This window comes from Halothiobacillus sp., assembly GCF_027346185.1.
In the GTDB taxonomy this organism is placed as follows: Bacteria; Pseudomonadota; Gammaproteobacteria; order Halothiobacillales; family Halothiobacillaceae; genus Halothiobacillus.
In genome coordinates this window covers 1-17,586 of the sequence record NZ_DAIESY010000035.1, presented here as the reverse complement: position 1 = coordinate 17,586, position 17,586 = coordinate 1, and the positions used below count along the sequence as shown (strand labels likewise).

Annotated in this window: 13 protein-coding genes and 1 riboswitch; of the genes, 5 read left to right on the top strand and 8 right to left on the bottom strand. The window is 56.5% G+C overall.

Annotated elements, in window-relative coordinates; translation table 11 throughout:
• Positions 1-45: 45 nt before the first annotated feature.
• From recJ to M7R55_RS02605, 8 genes are all read right to left on the bottom strand, one after another.
• The gene (recJ, locus tag M7R55_RS02640; RefSeq protein WP_298218269.1) at positions 46-1,857 is read right to left on the bottom strand and encodes a single-stranded-DNA-specific exonuclease RecJ; all 1,812 of its coding nucleotides are present in this window, start codon (positions 1,855-1,857) and stop codon (positions 46-48) included.
• Positions 1,850-3,367 carry an exopolyphosphatase gene (gene ppx, locus M7R55_RS02635; RefSeq protein ID WP_298218268.1) on the bottom strand — a complete coding sequence of 506 codons (1,518 nt, stop codon included), beginning with the start codon at positions 3,365-3,367 and terminating at the stop codon, positions 1,850-1,852. Before ppx ends, recJ begins: the two co-directional genes overlap by 8 nt.
• Before the next feature lie 150 nt (positions 3,368-3,517).
• On the bottom strand, positions 3,518-4,582 hold the full coding sequence (gene fba / locus M7R55_RS02630) for a class II fructose-bisphosphate aldolase (RefSeq protein ID WP_298218267.1): 1,065 nt from the start codon (positions 4,580-4,582) through the stop codon (positions 3,518-3,520).
• A 75-nt stretch (positions 4,583-4,657) separates the two neighbouring features.
• A complete protein-coding gene (pyk, locus tag M7R55_RS02625; protein ID WP_298218266.1) occupies positions 4,658-6,133 on the bottom strand; it encodes a pyruvate kinase in 1,476 nt (491 codons plus the stop codon).
• Between the two features lie 9 nt (positions 6,134-6,142).
• Positions 6,143-7,342, bottom strand: a complete 1,200-nt coding sequence (locus M7R55_RS02620) for a phosphoglycerate kinase (protein ID WP_298218264.1) — start codon at positions 7,340-7,342, stop codon at positions 6,143-6,145.
• Positions 7,343-7,495: 153 nt separating this feature from the next.
• Positions 7,496-8,494 carry a type I glyceraldehyde-3-phosphate dehydrogenase gene (gene gap / locus M7R55_RS02615; RefSeq protein ID WP_298218263.1) on the bottom strand — a complete coding sequence of 333 codons (999 nt, stop codon included), beginning with the start codon at positions 8,492-8,494 and terminating at the stop codon, positions 7,496-7,498.
• Positions 8,495-8,611: 117 nt separating this feature from the next.
• The gene (tkt, locus tag M7R55_RS02610; RefSeq protein WP_298218262.1) at positions 8,612-10,600 is read right to left on the bottom strand and encodes a transketolase; all 1,989 of its coding nucleotides are present in this window, start codon (positions 10,598-10,600) and stop codon (positions 8,612-8,614) included.
• Positions 10,601-10,793: 193 nt separating this feature from the next.
• Positions 10,794-11,345, bottom strand: a complete 552-nt coding sequence (locus M7R55_RS02605) for a thioredoxin family protein (RefSeq protein WP_298218261.1) — start codon at positions 11,343-11,345, stop codon at positions 10,794-10,796.
• Positions 11,346-11,574: 229 nt separating this feature from the next.
• Between M7R55_RS02605 and M7R55_RS02600 the strand changes: the two genes are divergently transcribed.
• The 5 genes from M7R55_RS02600 (at position 11,575) to M7R55_RS02580 (ending at position 17,234) form a co-directional block, all read left to right on the top strand.
• Entirely contained in the window at positions 11,575-12,432 is an 858-nt protein-coding gene (locus M7R55_RS02600) for a PhnD/SsuA/transferrin family substrate-binding protein (RefSeq protein WP_298218259.1), read from the top strand.
• Positions 12,433-12,560: 128 nt separating this feature from the next.
• Positions 12,561-13,733 (top strand): methionine adenosyltransferase, encoded by a 1,173-nt coding sequence (gene metK / locus M7R55_RS02595; RefSeq protein ID WP_298218256.1) that lies wholly within the window; start codon positions 12,561-12,563, stop codon positions 13,731-13,733.
• Between the two features lie 13 nt (positions 13,734-13,746).
• Positions 13,747-13,822: riboswitch (S-adenosyl-L-homocysteine riboswitch) on the top strand.
• A 41-nt stretch (positions 13,823-13,863) separates the two neighbouring features.
• Entirely contained in the window at positions 13,864-15,276 is a 1,413-nt protein-coding gene (ahcY, locus tag M7R55_RS02590) for an adenosylhomocysteinase (protein WP_298218254.1), read from the top strand.
• 17 nt (positions 15,277-15,293) lie between these two features.
• Positions 15,294-16,145, top strand: coding sequence for a methylenetetrahydrofolate reductase [NAD(P)H] (metF, locus tag M7R55_RS02585; RefSeq protein WP_298218252.1), 852 nt, complete (start codon positions 15,294-15,296; stop codon positions 16,143-16,145).
• A gap of 174 nt (positions 16,146-16,319) precedes the next feature.
• Positions 16,320-17,234: an SPFH domain-containing protein gene (locus M7R55_RS02580; RefSeq protein WP_298218250.1), complete on the top strand. Its 915-nt coding sequence runs from the start codon at positions 16,320-16,322 to the stop codon at positions 17,232-17,234.
• The last annotated feature ends 352 nt before the right edge of the window (positions 17,235-17,586 follow it).

The window sequence follows — 17,586 nt, the reverse complement described above, 5'->3', positions numbered from 1 at the left end:
TCTCGGCGCGGCGCACCCGGGTTCTGCCTGGGAAATCGGAGAGTGTCAGGCTTCTGTGCCGGAAACGATGATTAGCTGAAGGGTTTGCAGCCCCCGAAATCGGTTGATGTCGACCCGATAGGCCAGGTGCCAGTATTTTCCCGCAGGAATATGCTCGCCGATACCGAACCAGACGGCTGTCAGATCGGTGCCGATGGCAAGTGTTGCTGTTTCGGGTTTGAGTAGTCGTAAACGCAGGCGCCAGTGCTGGCCTTCCTTGAGCGGAGTGCGTTCCAGTACTTCAAACCGGTTGTCGAAAATCGGTTCCGGGCAATCGGTGCCCCAAGGGATGCAGGTTTGCAGGCGGTGGGCGAAGTCCAACGTCAGTTCATTTGCGCTCAATGGGCCATCGGAGTGCACGATGGACTGGTCGGGAAAATGCGGCTGGTGCTTTGCCATCTCACGAGCGAACAGGCGGCGGAAGGTGTCGAGCTGGTCGAACGACAGGCTCAACCCTGCCGCCATGGCGTGTCCGCCGAAGGCATGCATCAGATCGGGGGCGGCGGTGGCCATCGCCACCAGAGCATCACGCAGGTGGACGCCGGGAATCGAACGTCCGGATGCCTTGAGTTTTGCTCTTGGCGCATCGTTGTCTTCCGGTGCAAACACGAACACGGGCCGCTGCCAGCGTTCTTTGAGTCGACCGGCGACAATGCCGATCACGCCCTGGTGGAAGCTGTCGTCATAAATCACCCAGTCGGCAGGATCAATCGGGCGCTCGAGATCAAGCTCGTTCAGCCCTGAGCTGTTGCCCTGTTTTTTCAGGCTGAACAACATTTCCTGTTCGAGGGCGCGTCGCTCGTGATTGATCTCGTTGAGCGTCATGGCGTATTGGCGAGCGGTGATCGGATCGTCCGCCAATAAGCAATCCACGCCGATCCGCATGTCTTCCAATCGCCCGGCCGCATTCAGTCTTGGCCCGACCACGAAACCAAGATCCGTGCTGCTGGCGTAACGCGGATCCTTGCCAGCCACCGCGAACAAGGCCGATATGCCCGGAACGCACTGTTGCGCCTGAATCCGCGCCAGCCCCTGTGCGACCAACCGGCGATTATTGTCGTCCAGCGACACCACGTCGGCTACCGTGCCCACGGCGACCAGATCCAGCCAGCGCGCAAGGTTGGGTCGTGCAATGCCGCCGGTGAACCAGTCCAGTGCGGATAACCGTTCCCTCAGTGCCGCCATGACATAAAACGCCACCCCGACACCGGCGATTGCCTTTGAGGTGAAATCAGAGCCGTTGAGGTTGGGATTGACAACCGCATGGGCGGGCGGGAGGGTGTCACCCGGCAAGTGGTGATCAGTGATGATGACGGTCGCGTTCAAAGTCAGTGCGGCAGCAACTCCGGCAAAGGCGGCAACACCGTTATCCACGGTCAGGATGACATCGGGTGGGGCATCGGCTTCGGCAATCCAGTCCTTGAGCAAGGTGGGCGAGAGACCATAACCATGGCGTTGCCGGTCGGGCAGGGTGTATTCCACCTGCTTGGCGCCCATAGCACGCAAGGCCCTTACACATAGTGCGGTGGCTGTGGCGCCATCGGCATCGAAATCGCCGACGATCAGGATGCGGGCATGTTTGCGAACGGCATTGGCGAGAATATCGGCCGCCAATTCGATTCCAGGCATGTCTGTCGGCGGCAGCAACAGGCCAAGGTCGGGATTGATCTGTTCGGGATCGACTATGCCCCTGTTGACCAGAATTTCAGCCAGGCGCGACTCAATGCCCGACATGGCCTCGGGAATTTCCGGTGGCGCCCGGCGTTTAATCAGGCGCTGATGACTCCGGGGTGGTGGCGTCACTACAGGGTTACGCAAAACTCAGCCGGATATTGGCCATGGCGAGAAAGCTTTGTTCCACTTCCAGATCCACCCGGGTTAACGGTCGAGTTTTCAGCCAGCCATCGGCGAAAATCACGTGCAATTTATCCTTCCCCGCCTCCAACTTGATGCGAGACAAATTGGGTTTGGGAGAGCGATCACGATGGAGCAGCACCGCCAGTCGCAGTAATGTGGACAGCTTGATGATGCGATCCCGTAAACGTTCGTCGACCGGATCGAAACGCTGCAGTTTGAATTTGCGCCGATGCGTGTGCACGAGGCTCGCGATGATCATCTGGGCCGGGCGAGTGAGTCCGGGCATGTCCGCATAGGTCAGGATGTAGGCGCCGTGGTGATGAAAGCCTGAATGACTGACCGCCAAACCGATTTCGTGCAGACGGGCCGCTATATCCAGCCAGACGGCGTAACGCGGTGCGTCAATCGATTCGGGATAGCAATCGAGCCCCCAGGCGGGTGCTACCTGTCTCAACAGGTCTGCGGCTGTTTTGGCGACGCGATCGGCATGACGAACGTCGACCGTGAAGAGTCTCTGGAGTCGACGTACGGTCGCTATGCGAATGTCGTCGTGATCATCTCGGTCGAGCCAGTCGAATACCAACCCTTCGCGTAGTGCACCGTCGCTCACCAGCATCTGCTTGATTTCCAGTGCTGCAAATATGGCCTGCATCGCAATCAAGCCACCGACGAAAACGGGCTTTCTGTCCTCAGATAGACCGGATAATTTCAACGCGGATAAGGAACCGGCCTTGAGGACAGCCGCTTGGATTTTGGCCAATCCTTCTTTGGTGATCGTGCCATTACCCCAGCCATTGGCCTGAATGACTGTGGCCAGGGAACGCGCCGTACCGGAACTGCCCATGGCCTGTGTCCAGCCCGATTTGAGATAAGCCATTTTGTATGGGCTCAGTTCAAGTTCGGCCCGGTTTTTTGCGTGCTCTAACCGCGCCGCATCAAAGGCACCGTCGGCGAAAAAATCGCGCATGAGCGCAACGCAGCCAATCGGCACGCTTTCCATCTTGAACGGCGTAATGCCGTTGCCGAGGATGAGTTCTGTCGACCCACCGCCCACATCAACCACCAAGCGGTCTCCCTCTATGGGCATTTCACTTCGGGCCACACCAAGATAAACCAGCCGCGCTTCCTCTCGACCGGCAATGATCTCGATGGGGTGGCCGATGGCCTTTTCTCCGCGCTTGATGAATTCTGCACCGTTCTTGGCGGCTCGCAGCGTGTTTGTGCCGACGATGCGCACACTGCCGCGCGGCATTCCGGAAACCCGCTGGCCGAATCGCGTCAGGCAGGCGACACCACGTTCCATGGCTTCTTCAGCTAGGCTTCCATCGGCCTGAAGGCCACCGGCTAGGCGAACCATCTCTTTCATCCTGTCGATCACCTGAACTTGTCCATCACGGACGCGAGCGATCAGCATGTGAAAGCTGTTAGACCCCAGGTCAACGGCGGCTACGAGGCTATCGTCTTGCATCATGCTTTTTCCGAATGTGAACACAGGGGCAGTATTATCGCCCCGACCGAAGGCCGAAATAAACTGTTAATCCAGCCTTGGACCTTTTTAGCAGGTGGGCCAATGAAAAACCCGCGACAGGCGCGGGTTCTCGAGTGGCACAGAAGATCGGGTTTAGTTGATCTGCTGCTTCAGGCTGCCGGATGCATAGCGCTGATGCATTTCATCTAGCGTGAGTGGCTTGATCAATGAGGCCTTGCCGGCCGAGCCGAAGGCTTCGAAGCGCGCCTGGCAGATGCCCTTCATGGCTTTGGTTGCTTCGGTGAAGAACTTGCGCGGGTCGAAGTTGGCCGGGTTGTCATGCAGATGCTTGCGAATCGCACCGGTGGAGGCCATCCGCAGGTCGGTGTCGATGTTGACTTTACGCACGCCGTGTTTGATGCCTTCAACGATCTCTTCGACGGGCACGCCATAGGTTTGACCCATGTCGCCGCCGTAGTTGTTGATGATTTCGAGCCAGTCTTCCGGTACAGAAGATGAGCCGTGCATAACAAGGTGGGTGTTCGGGATGCGCGCGTGGATTTCTTTGACGCGGTCGATACGCAGCACTTTGCCGGTTGGCTTCTGGGTGAACTTGTACGCGCCGTGTGAGGTGCCGATGGCGATGGCCAGGGCGTCAACGTCGGTCAGTTTAACGAATTGTGCGGCTTCTTCCGGGTCGGTCAACAGCATGGAGTGATCCAGCTCGCCTTCTGCGCCGTGGCCGTCTTCTTCGCCCATTTTGCCGGTCTCGAGTGAGCCGAGGCAACCCAGTTCGCCTTCAACGGATACACCGACGAAGTGAGACATTTCAGCTACTTTACGCGTCACTTCCGTGTTGTATGCGAAGGAAGAAGGCGTTTTCATGTCGGGCATCAGGGAGCCGTCCATCATCACCGAGCTGAAGCCGGACTGGATGGCGCGGAAGCAAACGCCCGGATCGGCGCCGTGATCCTGGTGCATGACCACGGGAATATGGGGATACATTTCGACGGCCGCAGCGACGAGATGGCGCAGGAACGGTTCGCCGGCGTATTTGCGTGCACCCGCCGACCCTTGCAGGATCACGGGGCTATCAACCGCATCGGCCGCCTGCATGATGGCATGGATCTGTTCCATGTTGTTGACGTTGAATGCAGGCATGCCATAGCTATGTTCTGCGGCATGATCTAACAGTTGACGTAAGGAAATCAGTGCCATTGAGCTTCTCCAGTTAGGTTGAAAAATAAAACAAAATCTTTATGCCCTGCCCGTGGGTTGAATATCATGCCACGCTTAATCGGCGTTGATAATCTGGCCTACCCGCACAATCTTCATGGCATTTGTGCCACCCATTTGACCCATCAGATCCCCCTTCGTGATGATGACGACATCGCCATCATCCAAATATTCCATCTTGGTGAGGGCCTCAATGGTGAGGCGGTTCACTTCAGCATGATCTGTAGAGGAATAGGGGAAATGTACCGCCTGTACGCCACGGTACAAAGCCATGCGTCGAGCAGCGACTTCATTCCGGGTGAATGCGTAAATCGGGATGTCTGTACTGACGCGGGACATCCACAGCGCGGTGGCGCCCGATTCTGTCAGCGCTACAAGGGCGGCCACAGACAAGTGGTTCGCCGTGTAGATGGCGGAGTAGGCGATAGCCTGATCAATGCGTTCAAAAGGAATATCCAGTGGGGGTTGTCCACTTTTGGCCTCGATTTGATATTCCGCCCGGTGGCATATACGCGCCATGGTTTCCACCACGCGCACCGGGTGTTTGCCGGCTGCCGTTTCAGCGGACAGCATGACCGCATCGGTGCCGTCCAGGACCGCGTTGGCCACATCAAACACTTCAGCCCGTGTCGGGATCGGATTGCTGATCATGGTTTCCATCATCTGCGTGGCCGTAATCACAGGGCGATTCATGTCACGTGCCATGCGGATGAACGCTTTCTGCACAGCAGGCAATTCGGCATCGCCAATTTCCACGCCCAGGTCGCCACGGGCAATCATGATGGCGTCGGAGGCCTGAATGATCTCGCGGATACAGTCAATAGCTTCGGCACGCTCGATTTTTGCCACAATGTGTGCGGTGCAACCTGCTTCTTGCAGCAGGCGACGGGCCTCGTGAATATCATCACCAGAGCGGGGGAAGGAAACGGCAATGTAGTCAACGCCAATGGCTGCCGCGGTTTTGATATCTTCTCGATCCTTGTCGGTGATCGCGGGCGCAGACAACCCACCCCCCTGACGGTTGATACCCTTGTTGTTAGATAGCTCGCCGCCTACGACGACTTTAGTCTGTATCTTATTGCCGGTAATGGTTTCGACCAGCAACACAATTCGCCCGTCATCAAGAAGCAGAATGTCGCCGGCTTTCGAGTCGGTGACCAGCGCCTTGTACGTGATGCCTACCGCCGTCTCGTCGCCACTGTCACGATCCAGATCGGCGTCCAGTGTGAATCTCGCGCCATCGGCCAGTTCAACCTTGCCAGTCTTGAAGCGATCGATGCGAATTTTCGGCCCCTGTAAATCGCCGAGGATAGCAACGAACTTGCCTTGGCTGCTTGCAGCGGCCCGTACCATATCGGCACGGTGTTGGTGGTCGGCCGCCTTGCCATGAGAGAAGTTCAGTCGCACCACGTCAACACCGGCCGCGATGAGGTCGGCGATGACTTTCGGGTCATCGCTGGCTGGCCCCAATGTGGCCACAATTTTCGTGCGACGCTTAGTGGATAAATAGCCGGGTGAGTTTAGGGCATGCATGAAAAATCCTTAAGCGCTGGCGCGTTGTTCGAGAATGGCAACAGCGGGCAGCGTCTTGCCTTCGAGGTATTCGAGGAAAGCACCGCCCGCAGTCGAAATGTAACTTACCTGATCATAAATATCATATTTCTGAATGGCCGCAATGGTGTCGCCGCCGCCAGCCAGGGTAAAAGCCTTGGTCTTGGCGATGGCCATGGCAATGGTCTTGGTGCCTTCGCCAAACTGGTCGTATTCGAATACACCCACCGGGCCGTTCCATACGACGGTGCCGGCTTTCATGATGATATCTGCCAGTTCCTGAGCCGATTTTGGACCGATGTCGAAAATCATGTCGTCGTCAGATACGCCATCGACCGGTTTGAGTGTCGCCGGGGTGTTTTCGTTGCCTGGCAGGAAAGGCAGCTCGGTGCCCACGACCACGTCGACAGCAACCGGAATCGACGCATCGCGTGCTGCCATTTTCTTCATCAGCATCTGAGCGGTAGGAACCAGGTCATCTTCGCAGAGTGACTTGCCCACATTGTAACCGGCGGCCTTGATAAAGGTGTTGGCAATGCCGCCGCCAACGACCATCTGGTCGACTTTTTCAGACAGCGCTTCGAGTACGGTGAGTTTGGTGGAAACTTTGGAACCACCCACGATGGCTACCATCGGGCGCGCCGGGTTGGCCAGGGCTTTGTCCAGCGCTTCGAGTTCCTGAGCCAACAGAATGCCGGCACAGGCCACTGGGGCGAATTTGGCGATGCCATGGGTTGAGGCTTCAGCGCGGTGCGCGGTGCCGAACGCATCCATGACGAATACATCGCACAGAGCAGCGTATTTTTTGGCCGTTTCATCCAGACTTTTCTTTTCGCCGACATTGAATCGGACGTTTTCGAGCAGAACGACTTCACCTGCTGCCACGTCGAAGCCGCCATTGACCCAGTCTTTGATCAGGCGAACCGGTTTGCCGAGCTTGGCGCCCATATCTGTGGCCACGGGCGCCAGTGAGTTTTCTTCGGAATAAACGCCTTCTTCCGGGCGACCGAGATGAGACGTCACCATGACTTTCGCGCCCGCTTTGACGCAATGGGTGATCGTGGCCATCGAGGCGGCAATACGGGCATCAGAGGTGACCTTCCCGTCTTTCACCGGCACGTTCAAATCAGCACGAATAAATACACGCTTGCCCGCCAGATCGAGGTCGGTCATACGAAGGAAGTTGGCCATGAGACACTCCTGAACATCAAAATAAAAAATGGTTTGGTTTGCGTGGTCGCAAAACAAACGATTTCAGTGAAAAACCTGCGCCCTGAATAGAGCACAGGTGATCAATCGACCAGCCCCGAAGCCATAGGTTGGAACGGCACGGAGCGAGTCGGCTTAGCCGATGACTTTAACCATCCGCATCAGGTTGCTGGTGTAACCGTATTCGTTGTCATACCAGGCAACTACTTTCACGAAGGTCGGGTCCAGCTGGATACCGGCCTTGGCGTCGAATACAGACGGCTGTGCCACGCCACGGAAGTCGGTGGAAACCACGGCATCGTCGGTGTAACCAAGAACACCTTTGAGTGAACCGCTTTCTGACGCTGCTTTCATGGCCTTGCAGATGTCAGCGTAAGTGGTTTCCTTGTTCAGTTCGACGGTCAGGTCAACGACAGAAACGTCAGAAGTCGGTACACGGAAAGCCATCCCGGTCAGTTTGCCGTTCAGTTCAGGCAGCACCTTGCCCACGGCTTTTGCAGCACCCGTGGAGGAGGGGATGATATTTTCCAGGATGCCGCGACCGCCGCGCCAGTCTTTGGAAGAAGGGCCGTCAACAGTTTTCTGGGTGGCTGTCGCAGCGTGAACTGTGGTCATCAAGCCGCGTTTGATGCCGAATGCATCGTTCAACACCTTGGCGACTGGTGCCAGGCAGTTTGTGGTGCAGGACGCTGCTGAAACGATGGTTTCACCGGCATATTTTTCGTGGTTTACGCCATAGACGAACATGGGTGTGTCGTCTTTTGAAGGCGCCGACTGGATGACTTTTTTGGCACCCGCGTTGATGTGCGCCTGGCAGGTTTCTTTGGTCAGAAAGAAACCGGTGGATTCGATGACGATATCCGCGCCTGCTTCGTTCCACTTGAGGTTGGCTGGGTCGCGCTCGGCGGTCAGGCGAATACGCTTGCCGTTGACAACGAGGTAGTTGCCGTCGACAGAAACGTCACCGTCGAAACGACCGTGCACGGAATCGTATTTCAGCATGTATGCCAGGTAATCGGCATCCAGCAGGTCGTTGATGGCAACGACTTCGATTTCAGGAAAGTCTTTCGCCGCAGCGCGAAAAACCATACGACCAATACGGCCGAACCCGTTGATACCTACTTTAATTGTCATAAGACACCCCTGTTTCTAAGGTTTTGAAAATTTTATTAATTCTGCGTACTCATCGGAGTGAGTTATCGCGCTGATCCACAGGCAGGCAACGGAGAAGTTGCCTGCTGACCCTGTTGATTACAGAACGGATTGTGCCGTGGCAACCACGTTGTCTACGGTGAAGCCAAAGAGCTTGAACAGCTCACCCGCCGGTGCTGACTCACCGAAGGTGTCGATGCCGACAACCTTGCCATCCAGTCCGACATATTTGCCCCAGAAACCGGTGACGCCCGCTTCGACGGCAACGCGCGCGCGTACTGCGGCAGGCAGAACCGCTTCGCGGTAGGCAGGATCCTGAGCATCGAATACTTCGGTGCAGGGCATGGAAACGACGCGAACTTTCTTGTCTGCAAGCTTTTCGGCTGCAGCCATTGCCAGGGCAACTTCAGAGCCGGTTGCGATCAGAATCAGATCCGGTGTGCCAGCACAATCGCGCAGTATGTAGCCACCACGAGTGATGTTGGCGATCTGCTCCGGCGTGCGGTTCTGATGCGCCAGGTTCTGGCGGGAGAAAATCAGGGTGCTTGGCGAATCACGACGCAGAATGGCTGCTTTCCAGGCGACTGCTGATTCAACCGCATCGCAAGGACGCCATGTGTTCATGCGCGGAATCGTGCGCAGGGTGGCGATTTGCTCGACGGGCTGGTGTGTCGGGCCATCTTCACCCAGACCGATGGAGTCGTGGGTATAAACGAAGATCGAACCGATCTTCATTAGCGCGGACATGCGCAGCGCGTTACGCGCATATTCGGAGAACATGAGGAAGGTGGCGGCAAAGGGCACAAAACCACCATGCAGCACCATGCCGTTCATGATGGCCGACATGCCGAATTCGCGGACGCCGTAGTGAATGTAGTTTGCATCGGCTTCGGTCGACGTCAGGGCGCGGCAGCCTTTCCATGTGGTGAGGTTCGATGGCGCGAGGTCGGCAGAACCGCCAACCATTTCTGGCAGAATGGCCGCCATGGCGGTGATGGTGTTCTGTGATGCTTTGCGTGTGGCAATGGTTTCGCCCTTGGCAGCTACTTCGGCAATGAATGCATCCATTTTTGCCGCGAAGTCGGCCGGCAGGTCACCCGCCAGGCGGCGCTTGAGTTCAGCCGCTTCGGCAGGGTAGGCCTTGGCGTAGGCACTCATGGCGTCTTCCCAGGCCGACTCGTTGCGGATACCCGCTTCGGTCGCGTCCCAGCCGGCGTAGATTTCGGGGGGGATCACGAACGGTTCGTGGTGCCAGCCCAAATTTTCGCGCGTTGCCTTGACTTCGGCTTCGCCCAGCGCGGCGCCGTGGCAATCGTGGGTGCCGCACAGGTTCGGCGCGCCGAAACCGATGACAGTCTTGGTGCAGATCATAGTGGGTTTGTCGTTGACGGAGCGGGCTTCGCGGATGGCCGCGTCGATGGCATCGCTATCGTGGCCATCAACATTGCGTACAACATGCCAGCCATAGGCTTCAAAACGGGCGGGCGTGTCGTCGGTGAACCAGCCTTCGACGTGACCATCGATGGAGATGCCGTTGTCGTCATAGAACGCGATCAGTTTGCCCAAGCCCAGGGTGCCGGCCAGTGAGCAGGCTTCGTGAGAAATGCCTTCCATCATGCAGCCGTCGCCGAGGAAGCAGTAGGTGTAGTGATCGATGACGTTGTGGCCGGGCTTGTTGAATTGACCTGCCAGCATTTTTTCTGCAATAGCAAAGCCGACGGCATTCGTGATGCCCTGACCCAGTGGCCCGGTAGTGGTCTCAACGCCTGATGTATAACCGTATTCCGGATGGCCTGGGGTTTTTGAGTGCAGTTGACGGAAGTTCTTGATCTCTTCCATCGGCAGTTCATAGCCAGAGAGATGCAGCAACGAGTAGATAAGCATGGAGCCGTGGCCGTTGGACAGAACAAACCGGTCACGATTCGGCCACTTCGGGTTTTTGGGATTGTGCTTCAGGTAGCCGTTCCACAATACTTCTGCGATGTCGGCCATACCCATGGGGGCACCGGGGTGGCCTGAGTTCGCTTTTTGTACTGCGTCCATACTCAGGGCACGAATCGCATTGGCAAGCTCTCTACGCGTAGACATAAGTCTCTCCAGTCTTAAAGGTCAAAAGATAAAATCAAAACTGTATGGTGAACGCGCCCGCCCACATAGTGGAGTTTCTCGCGCGTTTCTCGGGCCAAAACTTGCCACATGTTACCGTAATTGCTCCAGATGGCAACAAGGCTTGTCGTCGATATGGCCGAGTTTTTGGTTGATGAAATCGACGATCAGTGCTCTACGAGCGCCATTTGATCGAACATCCGATTGATGGTGTCTGTTCGGATGGCCCGATGCCGGTTTCGGCGATCAGTTGCATGGCGTGGAATAGTTCCCGTGGGGCATCGGGCTGGGGTTGTCTGCCTGAAGCATCAAGGCGTCCTCGGAATTGCAACTTGAGGTCGGCGTTATAACCGAAGAAGTCGGGCGTGCACACGGCACCATAGGCGCGGGCGACCTCTTGTGTTTCGTCGTATAGGTAGGGGAAGCTGAAAGCATATTCTCGCGCCAGACGTTGCATATGTTTCGGGCTGTCTTCCGGGTAGTCCGTAATGTCGTTCGACATGATGGCCACGGCGTTGACACCCAGGGTTTTGAGTTCAGCCGTGTCGCGTACGATTTTCGGGAGAATGGCCTGCACGTAAGGGCAGTGGTTGCAGAGGAACATCACGAGCAGCCCGCGTGGCCCGCGGCAGTCCTCTAATGACCACGGTCGGCCTTCGGTATCGGGGAGTTTGAAATCGATAGCGGGCCGATTAAATTCACCTATGGGGGTTGTTGTACTAACCATTGGACAAGCCCTCATTTTTGCATTTTAGTGTCAGACCTTCCGTCACCCGGCAGTTTGCCAATGCCGAGATGTATGGTCGTGTTCAATTTAATGGTGAGCCTATCACAAGGCCGACGCTTCATGTAGCTGACCGTGCATAGGCAGAAGATGACGAGTAAAAATTACAAAAGCCCGGTTGCGGCTTCTATCTGAGAAGGCGTGGATCACGGCAATCAAAGGAGTCTGATGTATGCGTTTCTATGATATTTCTGCTTTTTTACGGTTCAAGCGGGAAGGTCGTATGCGGTGGCTCGGGCGCCATTTCGGTGTTTTTGCCAGCATGCTGCTGTGTTCGGTGATGAGTCTGTCGGCGCAGGCCGCAGCGCTCAAGTTTGCCATTCCACCTTTCCTGCCCCAGGCCGAGCTCGAAAAGTCGTTCGGTCCTTTGGTACAAAAGTTGAGTGAGATGACGGGAACGCCCATTGAGATGGAAGTGTTCCCGAATTATTTGGCTTTCTGGCAGGATACCCGAACGGGTTCTCCATTCGATATTGCCTTGGACGCAGCCCCGACAACCGACTTCCGGGTGCAGCGCCAGCATTGGCACGTTATTGCAAAACTTAGCGGTACTGTTACGCAGTCCTTGGTGACCGGGCCAAATGACACCGTGCTCGATCCCTCCGAGCTGATCAACAAGAAAATTGCCGTGCAGCCTTCGCCTTCCGTCAGTGCATTGACGCTGTACCAACTGTTCCCGAATCCCGTACAGCAGCCGCAACTCATGTTTGTTGATTCGAATCGGGCGGCGGCGGATGCGGTCAAGGCTGGGACAGTGGCTGCTGCGGTCATCCCGACACCGATTGCGGCGGGCTATCCTTCACTCAATGTGGTGACGACAACCGCGCCCCTACCATTTCTTGCCGTCAGTGTGAGCCCGAGTGTATCGCCAGAGCTCGCCAAATCCCTGCAGTCTGCACTGATCAGGTTGGGCGAGACACCGGAGGGCGAGGCTCTGCTCAAGCAATCCCAGTTGCGCGCCTTTACCCAGGCCACCGACCGTGATTACGCCGGCCAGGAAAAACTGCTCGAAGGCACCTTCGGTTATTGAGGACGACGTTTTCGCCTTGGGTCGGATCAGGGCCTGAGGCGTGCCGAGTCGCTCAGACACTCGCCGAGCTGCTAGAATCAGAGCCTGATTCAGACTTTCCTATCTATTGAACCCAAGGATTTTTGTCCATGACCGCCCACCGCGAGCCTGTTCATCTTTTTACTTCCGAATCCGTGGCTGAAGGTCACCCAGATAAGATTGCCGACCAGATTTCCGATGCGGTTCTGGATGCAATTCTCCGTCAGGATCCGCGCGCGCGCGTGGCTTGCGAAACCTTGGTGAAAACCGGTTTTGTCGTTTTGGCGGGCGAGGTGACTACCTCCGCCTGGGTGGATCTGGATGAGCTGGTGCGCAAGGTTATCGTGGATATCGGCTACGACAGCTCCGATCTGGGATTCGATGGCAACACCTGTGGGGTTCTGAATGCGATCGGCAAGCAGTCTTCCGATATCGCACAGGGTGTGGATCGCATGGTGGACGAAGAGCAGGGTGCCGGTGATCAGGGTCTGATGTTCGGTTACGCCACCAACGAAACCGATGTGCTCATGCCGGCACCCATCACCTATGCGCATCGATTGGTGCAGCGTCAGGCCGAGGTGCGCAAATCGCATACCTTGCCCTGGTTGCGCCCGGATGCGAAATCGCAGGTGACCTTCCGTTATCAAAAAGGCAAACCCGTCGGGATCGACGCGGTTGTGCTTTCAACGCAGCATGGTCCGGAAGTGAGTCAGAAGGATTTGCAGGAAGCTGTGATGGAGCTGATCATCAAGCCGACACTGCCGGCGGCGTGGTTGGATGAGAAAACCAAGTATCACATCAACCCGACCGGTAACTTTGTGATTGGCGGGCCGGTTGGGGACTGCGGTCTGACCGGTCGCAAGATCATTGTCGATACCTATGGTGGAATGGCGCGGCATGGTGGCGGGGCGTTCTCCGGCAAGGATCCCTCCAAGGTGGATCGTTCTGCGGCCTATGCAGGTCGTTATGTGGCGAAGAACATCGTGGCGGCGGGTCTGGCGGATCGTTGCGAAATCCAGGTTTCCTACGCTATCGGCGTGGCGGAACCCACCTCGATCAGTGTCGATACCTTCGGTACCGGCAAGATTTCCGATCATCGGATCACCGATCTGGTGCGCACGCATTTTGATCTGCGCCCGTATGGCATTGTCCGTATGCTCGATCTCATTCGGCCGATCTACCAGAAAACCGCGGCCTATGGCCACTTCGGTCGTGAAGACGACGACTTCACCTGGGAAAAAACAGACAGGGCGGATGCGCTGCGGGCTGACGCCGGGCTATAATCTGCCCAACCGATTCCTCAAGGAGCGCTGCAACCCCATCCGGGGTGAGGCTTGAGGCATTGGATTTCATTCAACGGCGCTCTGAAACCTGCACATCTCGGCAGGTTTTTTGTTGAACTGAGGAAATATCATGCAAAACCCAAACGCGTTCAAAACGGCCGTCGATTACAAAGTCGCCGACATCTCCCTGGCCGATTACGGCCGTCGTGAATTACGGATTGCCGAGCGGGAAATGCCTGCCCTGATGGCGATTCGTGCCAAATATCGCGAGGCGCAACCGCTGGCGGGTGCGCGCATTGTCGGCAGCCTGCACATGACCGTGCAAACTGCTGTTCTGATTGAAACCCTGGTTGATCTCGGTGCCTCGGTGCGCTGGTCTTCCTGCAACATTTTCTCCACCCAGGATCACGCGGCTGCTGCGATTGCAGCCGCCGGTATCCCGGTGTTCGCCTGGAAAGGGGAAACCGAGGAAGAATACTGGTGGTGTATCGAACAAACGGTCACAGGCCCCAATGGCTGGAAGCCCAACCTCATTCTGGATGACGGTGGCGATTTGACCGGTCTAATCCACGATAAACATCCCGAGTTGCTGGCGGGTATCCATGGTGTTTCGGAAGAAACCACGACGGGCGTGCATCGCCTGCACGACATGCTGAAGGCCGGCACGCTCAAAATTCCGGCGGTCAACGTCAATGACTCCGTGACCAAGAGCAAGAACGACAACAAGTATGGTTGCCGCCACTCCCTGAACGACGCGATCAAACGGGCGACCGATCATCTGCTTTCAGGCAAGCAGGCGCTGGTCATCGGTTATGGTGATGTCGGCAAGGGCTCGGCCGCTTCACTGCGTCAGGAAGGCATGATCGTCAAAGTCTCGGAGATCGACCCGATCTGCGCCATGCAGGCCTGTATGGACGGTTACGAGGTCGTCTCACCTTACCTCAACGGCCACAATGACGGCAGCGATACCTGTGTCGACAAACAGTTGCTCGGCAAAATCGACCTGATCGTCACGACAACCGGTAACGTGAACGTCTGCGACGCGCCGATGCTCAAGGCCTTGAAGAATGGCGCCGTGGTCAGCAACATCGGCCACTTCGATAACGAAATCGACACCGCCTACATGCGCAAGAACTGGGTATGGGAAGAGATCAAGCCGCAGGTTCACAAGGTCTATCGTGACACGGCACCGGGAGCGGAACCGAATCTGGATTCGGATAATTATCTGATTCTGCTCTCCGAAGGGCGTCTGGTGAACCTGGGTAACGCGACGGGGCACCCCAGCCGCATCATGGATGGTTCGTTTGCCAATCAGGTATTGGCGCAACTGCATTTGTTCGCCAACAAGTTTGCCGACCAGCCCGAGGCGCGCAAAGCCGAACTGTTGCGGGTTGAAGTGCTGCCCAAGGCGCTGGATGAAGAAGTGGCGCGTTACATGGTGGCCGGTTTCGGCGGCGTTCTGACGAAGATGACCGACAAACAGGCGGCCTACCTCGGTGTCGAGGTCAACGGACCCTACAAGCCTGATAGCTACCGCTACTGATGGGCTCGGAGGCAATTATGCACACGCCCTTATCCTGTGAGTTTTTCCCGCCCAAGTCGGACGAGGGCGCGCTCAAGCTGCGTGCCGTTACCGAACAATTGACCGCGGCCTTGAAGCCGGAGTATTTCTCAGTCACCTATGGCGCGGGTGGTTCGACTCAGGAGCGAAGTTTCGCCACGGTTGAGGCCATCCAGACCGAATCCGGTGTGCCTGCCGCGCCGCATTTATCTTGCATCGGTTCCACGCGCGCAAGCATCGCGGCCATTCTGGATCAGTACCGGGCGCTCGGTATCAAGCGAATAGTCGCCTTGCGGGGTGATTTGCCCTCCGGGATGCGCGATCCGGGCGATTTCCGATATGCCAGCGAACTTGTTGCGTTCATTCGTGAACACAGTGGCGACTGGTTCCACATCGAAGTGGCGGCTTATCCGGAATTTCACCCGCAATCGGCCAATGCCCGTGCCGACTTGCTGCATTTCAAGCAAAAAGTCGAAGCGGGTGCCGACGGCGCCATCACGCAATACTTTTATTCCATCGAAGCCTACGCCCGCTTCTTGGATGATTGCGAAAAGTTGCAGGTAACGATTCCGATCGTGCCCGGCATCATGCCGATCAGCAATTACACTCAACTGGCGCGGTTTTCCGATGCCAGCGGGGCGGATTTGCCGCGTTGGTTGCGCAAACGCCTCGAAGCCTTCGGTGACGACATGGATGGCCTGCGCGCATTCGGCCATGACGTGGTGACCCGCTTGACTGCCGATCTCGTTCAGACCGGTGCGCCCGGGCTGCACTTCTACACCATGAACCAGGCGGCCCCGGTCATCAACATCTGTCGCGATGCGGGATTGATGCCTTCGCAGCCTAACTAACTGTCGTTGGTTGCAGTCGGGTTCAATGCTATTGTCATCGATGCCACGTAAATTGACGGTTTGATACGTCGATCATGGCTGGATTGATTTCTTTTCATCAGTATTGACTTCGTATATCAAGACAACAGCATCGATAAGTGGCATCAATAAAATGCATTGAAAGGAGTGGGCCTCATGGGAACGTTTGCCATTGTTTTGTTGGTGTTGGCTGCGGCCACCATTTTCGCTGGCATCAAGCAGGTGCCGCAAGGCTCGATGTGGACCGTAGAGCGTTTCGGTCGCTACACCCGGACGCTCGAACCCGGTTTGAACCTGATCGTGCCGTACATCGATCGGATCGGTCGCAAGATCAACGTGATGGAACAGGTGCTCGACGTCGCGTCGCAGGAAATCATCACGCGAGATAACGCGATGATCAAGGTCGATGGCGTGGTCTTTTTTCAAGTGCTCGATCCGGCCCGTGCCGCCTATGAAGTGCACCAGCTTGATTATGCCATTCTGAACCTGGTGATCACCAACATCCGGAACGTCATGGGCTCGATGGATCTCGACGAAATTCTTTCCCGCCGGGACGATATCAATGCCCGTCTGCTGTCCGTAGTGGATGAAGCTACCTCGCCCTGGGGTACCAAAATCACCCGAATCGAAATCAAGGACATCACGCCACCTCAGGATCTGGTGGCGGCCATGGGACGCCAAATGAAGGCCGAGCGGGAGAAGCGCGCCAATATTCTGGAAGCCGAGGGCTTCCGGCAGGCAGCCATTTTGAAGGCCGAGGGCGAGAAGCAGTCGAATATCCTGAAAGCCGAGGGCGATCGGGAGGCGGCCTTCCGTGATGCCGAAGCGCGCGAACGCTTGGCACAGGCAGAAGCTTTTGCTACTAAGTCTGTGAGTGAAGCCATTGCCGCCGGTAATGTGCAGGCAATCAACTACTTTGTGGCGACCAAATACATCGAAGCGTTCCAGGCTGTCGCTACGGCGCCGAACCAGAAGGTCATCATGTTGCCGATCGAGGCAAGTAACATGCTCGGCTCGCTCGAAGGGATTGCCGAATTGGCGAAAGAAGCCTTTAAGGTCAATCCTAAGTAAATGCTGATTTATTCCATCCTTGGAATTAATCAGCTCGCTCATCGCGGTACACGCCCGCGATGGCTCTCACAAATCAAAGACTGACGTCTTTGTTCGTTTTGGGGGCATCCTGCCCCAAGCGGGAAGCGCTGAATAAATAAGCGCTTCCCCGAACGGGATGCTGAAAAACTCATCCATGAGTTTTTCAGCCCTGCCAAGTCCGGTACACGCCCGGACTTGGCAGCGATAAATCAATCACTTGCGTGATTGATTTTCGTGCGGGGCATCCATGCCCCGCGTTAGCAGGCTGCTGAAATAGATATTTCAGCAGCCTGCTAACGTCGCAGTTCATCGGCCACGTGGTAAACCGGAT

Excerpts from the sequence above, each read along its gene's own strand:
- ppx (WP_298218268.1), bottom strand. The coding sequence starts at position 3,367 with ATGATGCAAGACGATAGCCTCGTAGCCGCCGTTGACCTGGGGTCTAAC.
- fba (WP_298218267.1), bottom strand. The coding sequence starts at position 4,582 with ATGGCACTGATTTCCTTACGTCAACTGTTAGATCATGCCGCAGAACAT.
- pyk (WP_298218266.1), bottom strand. The coding sequence starts at position 6,133 with ATGCATGCCCTAAACTCACCCGGCTATTTATCCACTAAGCGTCGCACG.
- M7R55_RS02620 (WP_298218264.1), bottom strand. The coding sequence starts at position 7,342 with ATGGCCAACTTCCTTCGTATGACCGACCTCGATCTGGCGGGCAAGCGT.
- gap (WP_298218263.1), bottom strand. The coding sequence starts at position 8,494 with ATGACAATTAAAGTAGGTATCAACGGGTTCGGCCGTATTGGTCGTATG.
- tkt (WP_298218262.1), bottom strand. The coding sequence starts at position 10,600 with ATGTCTACGCGTAGAGAGCTTGCCAATGCGATTCGTGCCCTGAGTATG.
- M7R55_RS02605 (WP_298218261.1), bottom strand. The coding sequence starts at position 11,345 with ATGGTTAGTACAACAACCCCCATAGGTGAATTTAATCGGCCCGCTATC.
- M7R55_RS02600 (WP_298218259.1), top strand. The coding sequence starts at position 11,575 with ATGCGTTTCTATGATATTTCTGCTTTTTTACGGTTCAAGCGGGAAGGT.
- metK (WP_298218256.1), top strand. The coding sequence starts at position 12,561 with ATGACCGCCCACCGCGAGCCTGTTCATCTTTTTACTTCCGAATCCGTG.
- ahcY (WP_298218254.1), top strand. The coding sequence starts at position 13,864 with ATGCAAAACCCAAACGCGTTCAAAACGGCCGTCGATTACAAAGTCGCC.
- metF (WP_298218252.1), top strand. The coding sequence starts at position 15,294 with ATGCACACGCCCTTATCCTGTGAGTTTTTCCCGCCCAAGTCGGACGAG.
- M7R55_RS02580 (WP_298218250.1), top strand. The coding sequence starts at position 16,320 with ATGGGAACGTTTGCCATTGTTTTGTTGGTGTTGGCTGCGGCCACCATT.